The organism is Nonomuraea sp. NPDC049784 (assembly GCF_040659615.1).
In the GTDB taxonomy this organism is placed as follows: domain Bacteria; phylum Actinomycetota; class Actinomycetes; order Streptosporangiales; family Streptosporangiaceae; genus Nonomuraea.
The window spans coordinates 18635-30380 of the sequence record NZ_JBFAMX010000074.1; the positions used below are offsets into that span (position 1 = coordinate 18635).

10 protein-coding genes and 1 pseudogene are annotated in these 11746 nt (G+C 69.7%); 6 read left to right on the forward strand and 5 right to left on the reverse strand.

Annotation, left to right across the window (positions count from 1 at the left end; genetic code table 11):
* Nucleotides 1-49: 49 nt before the first annotated feature.
* From AB0J09_RS18185 to AB0J09_RS18210, 6 genes are all read left to right on the forward strand, one after another.
* On the forward strand, nucleotides 50-1858 hold the full coding sequence (locus tag AB0J09_RS18185; protein ID WP_360691752.1) for a prolyl oligopeptidase family serine peptidase: 1809 nt from the start codon (nucleotides 50-52) through the stop codon (nucleotides 1856-1858).
* Nucleotides 1859-2203: 345 nt separating this feature from the next.
* Nucleotides 2204-3880 carry an ABC transporter substrate-binding protein gene (locus tag AB0J09_RS18190; protein WP_360691755.1) on the forward strand — a complete coding sequence of 559 codons (1677 nt, stop codon included), beginning with the start codon at nucleotides 2204-2206 and terminating at the stop codon, nucleotides 3878-3880.
* Nucleotides 3880-4902 (forward strand): ABC transporter ATP-binding protein, encoded by a 1023-nt coding sequence (locus tag AB0J09_RS18195; RefSeq protein ID WP_360691757.1) that lies wholly within the window; start codon nucleotides 3880-3882, stop codon nucleotides 4900-4902. The genes AB0J09_RS18190 and AB0J09_RS18195 overlap by 1 nt, the downstream gene beginning before the upstream one ends.
* Nucleotides 4902-5885: a dipeptide ABC transporter ATP-binding protein gene (locus AB0J09_RS18200; protein ID WP_360691760.1), complete on the forward strand. Its 984-nt coding sequence runs from the start codon at nucleotides 4902-4904 to the stop codon at nucleotides 5883-5885. The genes AB0J09_RS18195 and AB0J09_RS18200 overlap by 1 nt, the downstream gene beginning before the upstream one ends.
* Nucleotides 5882-6835, forward strand: coding sequence for an ABC transporter permease (locus AB0J09_RS18205; protein WP_360691763.1), 954 nt, complete (start codon nucleotides 5882-5884; stop codon nucleotides 6833-6835). The genes AB0J09_RS18200 and AB0J09_RS18205 overlap by 4 nt, the downstream gene beginning before the upstream one ends.
* Nucleotides 6835-7797, forward strand: coding sequence for an ABC transporter permease (locus tag AB0J09_RS18210; RefSeq protein ID WP_360691766.1), 963 nt, complete (start codon nucleotides 6835-6837; stop codon nucleotides 7795-7797). The genes AB0J09_RS18205 and AB0J09_RS18210 overlap by 1 nt, the downstream gene beginning before the upstream one ends.
* 53 nt (nucleotides 7798-7850) lie before the next feature.
* On the opposite strand, the gene rny is transcribed toward AB0J09_RS18210, so the two are convergent.
* The 5 genes and pseudogenes from rny to AB0J09_RS18235 form a co-directional block, all read right to left on the reverse strand.
* A complete protein-coding gene (gene rny, locus AB0J09_RS18215) occupies nucleotides 7851-9467 on the reverse strand; it encodes a ribonuclease Y (protein WP_360691769.1) in 1617 nt (538 codons plus the stop codon).
* Nucleotides 9468-9861: 394 nt separating this feature from the next.
* Nucleotides 9862-9999, reverse strand: a complete 138-nt coding sequence (locus AB0J09_RS18220) for a hypothetical protein (protein ID WP_360691772.1) — start codon at nucleotides 9997-9999, stop codon at nucleotides 9862-9864.
* A gap of 55 nt (nucleotides 10000-10054) precedes the next feature.
* On the reverse strand, nucleotides 10055-10570 hold the full coding sequence (locus AB0J09_RS18225; protein WP_360691775.1) for a GNAT family N-acetyltransferase: 516 nt from the start codon (nucleotides 10568-10570) through the stop codon (nucleotides 10055-10057).
* 223 nt (nucleotides 10571-10793) lie between these two features.
* Nucleotides 10794-11336: a hypothetical protein gene (locus AB0J09_RS18230; RefSeq protein ID WP_360691778.1), complete on the reverse strand. Its 543-nt coding sequence runs from the start codon at nucleotides 11334-11336 to the stop codon at nucleotides 10794-10796.
* A pseudogene (locus AB0J09_RS18235) lies at nucleotides 11337-11746 on the reverse strand (ABC transporter permease); the annotation flags it as partial. It abuts the gene before it with no gap.

The following is an 11746-nucleotide window of genomic DNA, read 5'->3' on the forward strand; positions in this document are numbered from 1 at the left end:
CTGTGGGGACAGCCGCACGCCGTCGCCGATCTTCCGGCAGGATGCGGGTATGCCTTTCTGGCCCTCCCCCATTTCGACCAGAGACGTGGCCGGCTCCAGCGTGCGCCTCGGCTGGCCCACGGCCCAGAACGGCCGGGTCTGGTGGACAGAGGACCGTCCCGACGAGGGCGGGCGCACCACGATCGTGTGCCGCGCGGCCGATGGCACCCAGCACGAACTGCTCCATGCCCCCTGGAGCGCGCGCACCAGGGTCCACGAGTACGGCGGCAGGCCGTACGCCGTGACCCCCGAGGGCGAGGTGGTCTTCGCCAACCTCAAGGATCAGCGCCTGTACATTCTTCGCGATTACGGCGAACCGAAACGCCTCACGGAGGAGGGCTGCCGCTACGCGGACCTGTCGGTGCGCGACGGCCAGGTCTGGTGCGTGCGCGAGCGCCACGACGACGACGGCAAGGTCACCAGGTCGATCGTGTCGATCCCGCTGGACGGCGGCGAGACTCGCGAATGGGCCACCGGCTGCGACTTCTACGCCTCCCCTGCCATCTCCCCCGACGGGCGGCATCTGGCCTACGTCTGCTGGAACCACCCGCGCATGCCCTGGAACGGCACCGAGCTACGCGTCACCCGGCTGGCGGGCGGCGGCTCGTGGACGGTGAAGGGCGGCCTCGCGGAGTCCGTGCTGGTCCCCACCTGGAAGGACGACTCCAGCCTCTACCTGGTCTCCGACTGCTCCGGCTGGTGGAATCTCTACGAGGTCGGCCTCCACGGCGACGGCCCGCGGGCGATCCACGCCGCGGAGGAGGAGTTCACGCTGCCGCCGTGGCAGCTGGGCGGGCTGCCGTACACCGTGCTCGGCGACGGGCGGCTCGCGGTCCTGCACGGGCGCGGCGACCTGCGGCTGGGCGTGCTCGACCCGGTCTCCGGCACGCTCACCGACCTCGACGTGCCCTACGACGGGTGGGACGCGGCGCTGGCCGCAGAGGGCACGTCCGTGGTCGGCATCGGGTACGCCCCCACGACCCCCCGGTCGGTCATCAGCGTGGACACCGCGTCCGGCGAGTCCCGCTCGCTGAGGGGCGATCACTCGCGCCTGCCCGACCCGGCCTACCTGCCCGTACCGAGAGCAGTCGAGTCGCCGGTCCCGGCCTTCCTCTACCCGCCGTACGGCCCGGCGACCGACGGCGTGCCACCTTTCGTGATCTTCGTTCACGGTGGGCCGACCGCGCACGCCGACACCGCGCTCGACCTGGAGAAGGCGTTCCTGACCTCGCGCGGCATCGGCGTACTCGACGTCAACTACGGCGGCTCGACCGGCTACGGCAGGGCTTACCGCGACCGGCTGAAGGGGCAGTGGGGGCTGGTCGACGTGGCGGACACGGTCGCCGCCGCCGAGTGGCTGGCCGCGGAGGGGCTGGCCGATCCCCGCAGGATCGCGGTGCGCGGAGGCAGCGCGGGCGGGTGGACCGTGATGGCGGCCTGCTGCCGGTCAGGCGTGTTCGCCGGCGGGGTGTCGTACTTCGGCGTCAGCGCGCTCGCGCCGCTCGCCGCGCACACCCACGACTTCGAGTCGCGCTACATGGAGTGGCTGGTGGGGCCGGCGGATCCGCAGGTGTACGCGAGCCGGGAGCCGCTCGCCCTCGTGGACGGCGTGACCTGCCCGATGCTGCTCCTGCAGGGGCTCGACGACCCCGTGGTGCCGGCGGAGCAGTCGGCGGCCTTCGCGGAGGCGCTGTCGGAGCGGGGTGTGCCGTGCACATATCTGGCGTTCGAGGGCGAGTCGCATGGCTTCCGCCGCTTGGAGACACGGGTGGCCGCACTGGCCGCCGAGCTGGCCTTTTACCAGCAGATTTTCGCCTAATGTCGCAATTTGCGGACGTATTTAATACGAAACCGGCATTACTGGGCGATCGCTAATCCTCATCGGTTGCGTAACCGTCTTTTCGATCGCCGCCGCGCGCGTGACCATGCAATGTGGGACGTGCTCCGCGGCCACGGCGCACGCCCCACTACGGCCAGCCATGCACGCCCCGCATCTCGGCACGAGGGAGGCCAGATGGCCAGCATGCGCCATTTCAGCATTGCCGTGGTGGTCACCGCAACTTTGTTCGCCACTGCCTGCCAGACCGACACCGGAGCTCGAAATTCGGCGCCGCCGAGTTCCGCCGCCCCGGGCCAACCGGTTTCCGGGGGGACGCTCAGGCTCGTGGGCGGCGGCGACGTCGATCATCTCGACCCCACCAGTTCCTACTACACGGTCACCAACGGGATCCTGCGCACATACGCGCGCGGGCTCTTCGGGCTGAACGGGGTGGCGAGCGAGACCGAGACGACCAAGGGCTTCGCGGTCGTCCCGGATGTCGCGGCCGAGCTGCCCACGACGGACAACGGCGGCCTGAGCGCCGACGGGCTCACGTACACGGTCAAGCTCCGTGACGGCGTACAGTGGGACACCCAGCCGCCGCGCGAGGTGACGGCGGGCGACTTCGTCCGCGGCTTCAAGCGGATCTGCAACCCGGTGGCAGGCTCCGGGGCGCCCGGCTACTACACGAGCACGATCAAGGGCATGAAGGCGTACTGCGACGCGTACGCCAAGGCGTTCACCAAGGCCAAGCCCACGGCCGCGGCGCTGGCCGACTTCCAGAACGGCCACGACATCGCGGGCGTCCAGGCCAAGGACGACAAGACGGTGGTCTTCACGCTGACCCAGCCCGCCAGCGACTTCCTCAACATCCTGTCGCTGAACTTCTCCGTGGCCGCGCCCAAGGAGTACGACCAGTACGTGCCGGACGACGCCACGTTCCGCCAGCACACGATCTCTGACGGCCCCTACAAGATCACCCAGTACGTGGCCACCAAGTCGATCAGGCTGGAGCGGAACCCGGCCTGGAAGCAGGAGTCCGACCCGATCAGGCACCAGTACGTGAACGCGATCGAGGTCAAGATGGGCGTCAACGAGCCGGACGCCGTGCAGCAGCAGATCGAGGCCGGCAGCGCGGACCTGTCCTGGGACCTGCCGGTGCCGACCGCGCAGATCCCGCGGCTCAATAGCTCGGGCGACCCCGGCTTCAAGATCTTCCCGGGCGCGGTGACCAATCCGTACGTCGTCTTCAACCTGCAGAGCAAGAACGCCGGCGGCGCCATGGGCAAGCTCAAGGTGCGCCAGGCCATCGAGTACGCGGTCAGCAAGGTCGCCATCGCCAAGGTCTACGGCGGCGCCGACGTGGCCACGCCGCTGCACACCGCGATCCCGCCGGGCAACATCGGATACCAGGAGTACAACCCGTACCCGAGCCCGGGTGACGCGGGCGACCCGGCCAAGTGCAAGCAACTGCTCGCCGAGGCCGGATACCCGAACGGGCTGACCCTCATCGGCGCCTTCCGCAACGCGGGCAACCACCCGGCCAACTTCCAGTCGTACTCGGCGGACCTGCAGAAGTGCGGGATCACGGTGAAGGGCCTGCCGGTGCGGCAGGGCGACTACTACGGCGCCTTCCTGCAGAACCCGTCGATCGCCAAGGCCAGCAAGTGGGACATCTCCGCCCCCGGCTGGGTCCCCGACTGGTACGGCAACAACGGCCGCGCGGTCATACAGCCGCTGTTCGAGACCAACTGCACGCCCGGCACCAGCAACTACGGCTGCTACAGCAACCCCAAGGTGGACTCGCTGATCAAGCAGGCGCTGGCCCAGCAGGACCAGACCAAGGCAGCCGCGCTCTGGCACCAGGTGGATCAGACGGTCATGGCCGACGCGGTGATCGTGCCGCTCAACAACCAGAACACGCCGATCTCCAAGAGCAAGCGGGTGCAGAACGCCCTGTACCTGCCGGCGTTCCAGCTCTACGACTTCACCAACCTCTGGCTCAACCCCAACAACCCGTGATGAGCCTGCTCGAGGTGACGGACCTCCGCGTGGCCTTCCCCACGTCCGACGGCGTGGTGCAGGCCGTGCGGGGGCTGTCGTTCCGCATCGAACGCGGCCGCACGCTGGCGATCGTCGGCGAGTCCGGCAGCGGCAAGACGGTGAGCACCCAGGCCATCCTGGGGCTCACCCCCGAGGCCGACATCTCCGGCACCGCCATGTTCGACGGCGTCAACCTGCTCGAGCTCGACCGCGAGCGGCTGCGCCACATCCGCGGCGCCGAGATCAGCGTCGTCTTCCAGGACCCGCTGACCAGCCTGCACCCGCTCTACAAGGTGGGCTGGCAGATCGAGGAGCTGATCAGGGTGCACCGGCCGGACACCTCCCGCGCCGAGGCCAGGAGGCGGGCGGTCGAGCTGCTCGGCCTGGTCGGCATCCCCCGGCCGGAGCGCCGCGTGGACGACTACCCGCACCAGTTCTCCGGCGGCATGCGGCAGCGGGCGATGATCGCAATGTCGCTCGCGCTCAACCCGAAGTTGATCGTGGCCGACGAGCCGACCACGGCGCTCGACGCGACCGTGCAGGCACAGATCCTGGAGCTCATCGCGCGGGTGCAGGCGGAGTTCGGGATCGCGCTCATCCTCATCACGCATGACCTCGGCGTGGTCGCGGGCATGGCCGACGAGGTGCTGGTCATGTACGCCGGGCTCGCGGTCGAGCGGGCCGACCGGCGCACGCTCTACTACCGGCCGCACCACCCGTACACCAAGGGCCTGCTGGAGTCGATCCCGGGCAGCAGCGGGGACCGGGGCGGGCGGCTGCGGCCCATCCCCGGCTCGCCGCCCAGCCTGATCGCGATCCCGTCCGGGTGCGCGTTCCACCCGCGCTGCCTGTACGCGATGCCGGTCTGCCCGGCCGAACGGCCGCCGCTGGCCACGGTGACCGGAGACGGCGCCCACGCCTCGGCCTGCTGGCTGCCGCACGAGGCGGTCGGGCTGGGCACCGAGGCCGAGGCGCTGCGGCTCAAGGCGAAGGAGTCGTGATGCTGCTCGAGGTCTCGAACCTGGTCAAGCACTACCCCATCACCACGGGCGCGCTGGTCAAGCACGTGATCGGGCAGGTGAGGGCGGTGGACGGGGTCAGCTTCACGCTCTCCGCGGGCGAGACGCTGGGCCTGGTGGGCGAGACGGGCTGCGGCAAGTCCACGCTCGCGCGGTGCATCGCCGGGCTGCATCCGGTCACGTCGGGCAGTGTGCGGTTCGACGGCGCGAACATCACGAACCTGCCCCGCAAACGCATGCGGCCCTACCGGCGCGACATCCAGGTCATCTTCCAGGACCCGTACGGCTCGCTGAACCCGCGCAGGCGCGTCGGGTCGATCATCGCCGATCCGCTCGTGATCCACCGGGTGATGAGCGGCGACGCGCTCCGCCGGACCGTACAGGAGCTGATGGAACGGGTCGGGCTCAACCCGGAGCACTACAACCGGTTCCCCGCGGAGTTCTCCGGCGGGCAGCGGCAGCGGATCGGGGTGGCCAGAGCGCTCGCGCTGCGGCCCCGGCTGATCATCTGCGACGAGCCGGTGTCGGCGCTCGACGTGTCCATCCAGGCACAGATCCTGAACCTGCTGAAGGATCTGCAGGCCGAGTTCGGGCTGACGTACCTGTTCATCGCCCATGACCTGTCGGTGGTGCGGCACATCAGCGACCGGATCGCGGTCATGTACCTGGGCAAGGTGGTCGAACTGGGCGACGCGGAGTCGGTGTACGACCGGCCGCGGCACCCGTACACGAACGCGCTGCTGTCGGCGACCGCGGTGGCCGACCCGGACGAGGCGCAGCGGCGGCGGCGCATCGTGCTGACCGGGGACGTGCCCTCGCCGATCGACCCGCCGTCCGGCTGCCGCTTCCATCCCCGGTGCCCGCGGGCGCAGGAGGTCTGCTCCTCCGTGGAGCCCTTGCTTGAGGGCCCGGCGGCTCCCGGGGTGTCGGCGGCCTGCCACTTCCCCATCGAGGTGGTCGTATGACACTGACCGAGATCAGACCCGGCGCCGTCACCGAGTCCGGGATCGCCGGGCGCGGGCCCTGGCAGCTCGCCTGGCGCCGGATCAGGACCGACAAGGTCGCCATGGTGTCCGGCGTGGTCGTCATCCTGCTGTGCGCGCTGGCGCTGGCCGCGCCGCTCATCGCCGCCTGGAACGGCCACGGCCCTGACGACCAGTTCCGCGACACCGGCATCACGGCCCAGGGGCTGCCCGTCCCGCCGAACGGGGAGTTCTGGTTCGGCACCGACCGGCTCGGACGCGACCTGTTCATCAGGGTCCTGTACGGGGCGCGGGTCTCGCTGCTCGTCGGCGTGGTGGCCACCGGGCTGGCGGCGCTGGTGGGGGTGGTGGTCGGGCTGCTGGCCGGGTACTACGGCGGCGTCGTGGACACCGTGCTGTCGCGGCTGATGGACGTCGTGCTGTCGTTCCCGTACCTGATCTTCGCGATCGCGGTGGTGTCCATCGCCGGGCCCTCGCTGACGGCCACGATCGGGGTGATCGCGTTCTACTCGTGGGCGGCCATCGCCCGTGTGGTGCGCGGGCAGACGTTGTCGGTGAAGGAACGCGAGTACGTGGAGGCCGCCCGTTCCATAGGTGCGGGCGATTTCCGGATCATGTTCGTGGACATCCTCCCGAACCTGCTGGCTCCCGTCATCGTGCTGACCACGCTGCTGGTCCCCGCGGCCATCGTGTTCGAGTCGACGCTGTCGTACCTGGGGCTGGGGATCGTGCCACCCACCCCCTCGTGGGGGAACCTGCTGAGCGAGGCGCAGGGGTTCTACCGGGTGGCGTACTGGTATCTGGGGTTCCCGGCCGCCACGCTGCTGATCACCACGCTCGCGTTCAACCTGGTGGGCGACGGGATCAGGGACGCCATCGACCCACGGATGGAGCGCCTGTTCGGCCGCCGCCGTACGCGTAAGGGGGCGTGATGCTGCGCGCATTCCTGCTGCGCCGAGCCCTGCTCGGCCTGCTCGTCTTGTGGCTGGTGACGCTCGGGACGTTCCTGCTGTTCTTCGTCGCGCCCAGCGATCCCGCCAGGACTCTGGCCGGGCGGCAGGCCACGCCCGAGCAGGTGGAGCTGATCCGCCACAACCTCGGTCTCGACCGGCCCACGCTCGTCCAGTACCTGGACTACCTGGGCAGGCTGCTCCACGGCGACCTGGGCGAGTCGTACTTCTCCGGCGAATCGGTCGGCAAGCTGCTGGCCGCCGACTTCCCTCCGACGTTCTCGCTGGTGCTGGGGGGCGCCGTGCTGTGGTTCACCATGGGCGTCGGTGCCGGGGTGCTCAGCGCCACCCGGGCGCGGTCCGTGGTGGACCGCGGCCTGACCCTGCTGGCGCTGGCCGGGGTCTCGATGCCGACCTTCGTGGTGGGCCTGCTGCTGCTGTATTTCCTGTTCTTCCAGCTGTCGATGGCGGGCGTGCCCATCCTGCCGCCGGACTCGTACGTGCCGTTCTCGGAGAATCCCGCCGAATGGGCCCGCCACCTGATCCTGCCGTGGGTCACGCTGGCCATGGTCCAGGCGGCGACGTACGCCCGGCTCACGCGCGGCTCCATGCTGGACGTCCTCGGCGAGGACTACATCCGCACGGCCCGGGCCAAGGGGGTGCCGGAGCGACGCGTGATCTACCGGCACGGCCTGCGGGCCGCGCTCACGCCGGTGGTGACGCAGCTCGGGGTGGACGTCGGCACGCTGATCGGCGGGGTGGTGGTGACGGAGTCGGTCTTCGGGCTCGGCGGGGTGGGGCAGGCGGTGGTGCAGGCGTTCGTCAGCGGGGACCTGCCCGTGATCATGGGTGTGGTCACGCTGGCGACGACCGCGGTGGTGGTGGCCAACCTGCTGGTGGATGTGGCGTACGGGCTGCTCGACCCACGCATCCGCCTGGCCTGACCCCGTGACGCCTCGGCGGGCACGGGCCTGATGCCCCGGCGGCCGGTTCCGGCCTACCTCGCGAACTCGGTGGCCCTGGACTCCCTCACCACGGTGATGCGGATCTGGCCGGGGTAGGTCAGCTCCTCCTCCACCTGCTTGGCCACGTCGCGGGCGATCACCTGCGCCTGGATGTCGTCGATCGCGTCCGGCTTGACCATGACCCGGATCTCCCGCCCGGCCTGCATGGCGAAGACCTTCTCGACGCCCTCGTACGACTGCGCGATCTCCTCCAGCCGCTCCAGGCGCTTGACGTACGCCTCCAGGGACTCGCGGCGGGCACCGGGACGGCTGCCGCTGATCGCGTCGGCGGCCTGGGTGAGAACCGCCTCGACGGTGCGGACCTCGACCTCGTTGTGGTGCGCCTCGATGGCGTGCACCACGTCCTCCTCCTCGCCGTACCTGCGGGCGATCTCCGCCCCGATCAGCGCATGGCTGCCCTCGACCTCGTGCGTGAGCGCCTTGCCGATGTCGTGGAGCAGGGCACAGCGCTTCATCAGCGCCTGGTTCATCTTCAGCTCGGCGGCCATGATCCCGGCGATGTGCGCGGACTCGATCAGGTGTTTCAGAACGTTCTGCCCGTACGACGTCCTGTACCTGAGCTGCCCGAGAAGCAGCGTCAGCTCGGGATGCATGTCGGTGATCCCCAGCTCGACCAGGGCGTCCTCGCCGGCCCGCGCGCACAGATCCTGGACCTCCTGGCGGCTGCGGTCGTGCGCCTCCTCGATGCGCTGGGGATGGATGCGCCCGTCCAGCACGAGCTTCTCCAGCGTCAGCCGGGCCGTCTCCCGCCGCACCGGATCGAAACACGACAGCAGCACGGCCTCAGGCGTGTCATCGATGATCAGATTTACGCCGGTCGTGGACTCGAAGGCCCGGATGTTCCGCCCTTCACGGCCGATGATCCTGCCCTTCATCTCGTCCCCGGGCAGATGGAGCACGCTGACGACCGACTCCGCCGTCTGCTCCGCCGCCACCCGCTGCACGGCCAGCGTCACGATCTTGGTGGCCCGCTTCTCGCCCTCCTTGCGGGCATCGCTCTCGATCTCCCTGACGATCAGCGCGGCCTCGCGCTTGGCCTGGTTCTCGATCTCCTTGACCAGCTCGGTCTTGGCCTGCGCGACGGTCAGCCCGGCGACCCGTTCCAGGACGACCCGCCGCTCCTCCTCGACCTGCAGCAGTTCCTCGCGCCTGTCGGCCAGCTCGACCTCGGTCTCGGCCAGCTTCCTGTCACGCTCGGACTGCCGCCTGGCCTCCTCGTCCAGCCGCTGCTCCCGCTCGGCCAGCCTGGCCTCCCGCCGCTCGAGGTCGGCACGTAGCTCCTTGAGCTCGGACTTGAGTATCCGGCTCTCCTCTTCGACCTCCCGCCGCATCTGCGCGGCACTCTCGGCGGCGGCCTCCGACCTGCGCAGGATCTCCTCGGCGTCGGTCTCCGCCTTGTGGCGGATCTCCCGCGCCTCCTCACGCGCCTGCTCGAGCTCTTCGTGTACGGCCTGCACCTCCTCAGGGCTGGCCTTGGCCGCGCGTGGCAGCTCGCCCGAGGTGCGCCGTATGACGACGAGGAGCGCGACGATCATCCCGAACGCGAGCACGAGCACCGCCACCATCAGCACCACGACAAGCGGCCCCATGTGCGCCCCGCCCTCCTCGCGTCGTCAACACCTCATAACGCGGCCACAAACGGGAGGGGTCACAAGCGCGGCACGAATAGCCCGGTGGGCGTCATGATCGATATCCAGCCAAGACTGACCGGGCGTCGACTCGCAAAGCCGACACCTCGTCCGCCTCGATCAATCAACCTCGTACGTCCGTCGTTCACCGGTATGGCAATCCGCGCTGCGCGGAGTAACTCCTCACTGCCGTCGAGGTTATGCGTCGAACAGGTCACGAGCAAGCAAACGCGTCATCAAGCGTGTCTTACGGGCTTGCATCTCCACACTCTGCCCCATATCCCCCATTACTGCCCGAATTGCCCCGCTTGGGCCGACGGGCTTGTAGCGAGTGGGGCTTCACCGTTCCAGGTGCTCACTGGAACTCTCCCAGGCGTCCGAACTCCAGAGCGGGATGGGCCTGGATGGCGTTGGACCAGCCGAGGAGCGCACGGACCTCGCCCTTGCGGCAGCGCACGTCCAGATGGAGCAGGTCACGCCTGAGGCCTGCCATGAGCTCCTCCACGGGGATCGGCGAGGGTGTACCTCCGCCGATCCCCTGAGGGCGTTTACCGCTGGACCGGCGGTGTGGCGACGTACCGGGCCGTGTTCTGCTCAGCGTCGGTGTGCGATCGCTGGAAGCCGGCCTTTTCCAGCACCCGGATCGAGGCGGGGTTCGACAGTTCCACGTTGGCGTGGACCGTGCCGACTCCCGGTGCGGTGAAGGCGAACTCGGTCAAGGCACGCGTTGCCTCGGGGGCGTAGCCACGCCCCCGGCGAGAGGCCACGATGCCGTACCCGATTTCCAGGGTGCCGTCGCTCGGGGGCCAGAACAGCCCGATCGAGCCGACCACCAGACCGTTGTCGCGTTCGATGATCTGACGGTGGCCGTACTCGCCCAGCCAGGTGGGGTGCTCGGAGAACAGACCGGCGATGACCCGATCCCCCTCGGTGGGGAAGTCCTCAGCCCAGTGCGCCAGCCGGGCGCCGTCGAGGACGACGCTGACTTCGCCCGGGACCCACGACCGCAGGACGAGGCGGTCGGTGGTCACATCGGTGTCGGTCACCGGAAAGAAAGAAGACACGTGAGACTCCTGGTCGATGGAACGACCCGGACCGCGCGCTTAGTCTCGCGCGGGCCGGACAAGGGCATGCTGACAACGGCTACTGGCAGCCATATTCATCAACCTCCCTCGTCACGTAGCGATCAGGCGTCCCTTACGCCGCCGCGATGCTAGCAGTTTCTGCCAGTCCAGGCCGGCCGCTTTGATGCCTCCTGTCACCCTTTCGTGAAGTGCCCATGTGGATTCAGGCAGATGGCACCAGGTCGCGGCGGCGCAGGAACGCCAGCCCCACCGTGGCCAGGGCGACGGCCACCGCGGTCAGTCCCAGCAGCGGCGCCACCGGTGACGAGGCGCCGCCCAGCAACATCGCCGGCACATGCACGTACGGCGAAAGGTTCAGGACGATCCCGGTGGCCAGCTTGAACTCCGCGAGCAGATCCACGACCAGGAAGAGGCCGAGCACGGTCCAGCTCACGGCCGCCGCCAGCCGGGGCAGCATGCCGAACAGCAGCGTCGCGATCCCGACCACGGTCCAGACCGCGGGCAGGTAGGCCAGCGTGGCCCCGGTGACGCGGGCCACGTCGCCGTCATAGGTGAGCCCCGCCGCCGCGCCCAGCACGGCCAGCAGCAGTGCCGGGCTCACGATGGCGACCACCAGATGGCTCAGCGCCCAGCGCAGCCGGCCGACAGGGGTGGACAGCAGCAGCTCGGCCCGGCCCGCCGCCTCCTCGCCACGGGCGCGCAGCGCGGACACCAGCGCCGCCCCCGTGACGAGCTGGCTGAGCACTTACATCACGAACGTGAAGAACACATCCGATATGCGGGCGCCGGCGCCGCCGACGGTCGCGGCCAGCTCCTGGAACTGTGGCGTGTCCAGCTGAGTGTCCAGCCCGCGCGCTGACACACCGAGCAGGGCACCCAGCAGGCCGAAACCGATGGCGAAGCCCGCGAGCGTGCCCCGGTGCAGCCGCCCGGCCAGGCCGAACGCGCCCGGCAGCCCTCCGGTTGCGGGCCCCTGGCGGGTGGGCACCAGGCCGCCGGCCACGTCACGCCGCGTGGACAGTGCGAAGGCGGCCGCCGCCACGGCCGCGACGAACACCGCGAGCAGCCCCAGCACCCACCACTGATCGCCGGCGTAGGGCTTGGTCAGCCGGACCCAGCCGAACGGCGACAGCCACGCGAGCCAGCCGATGCCGG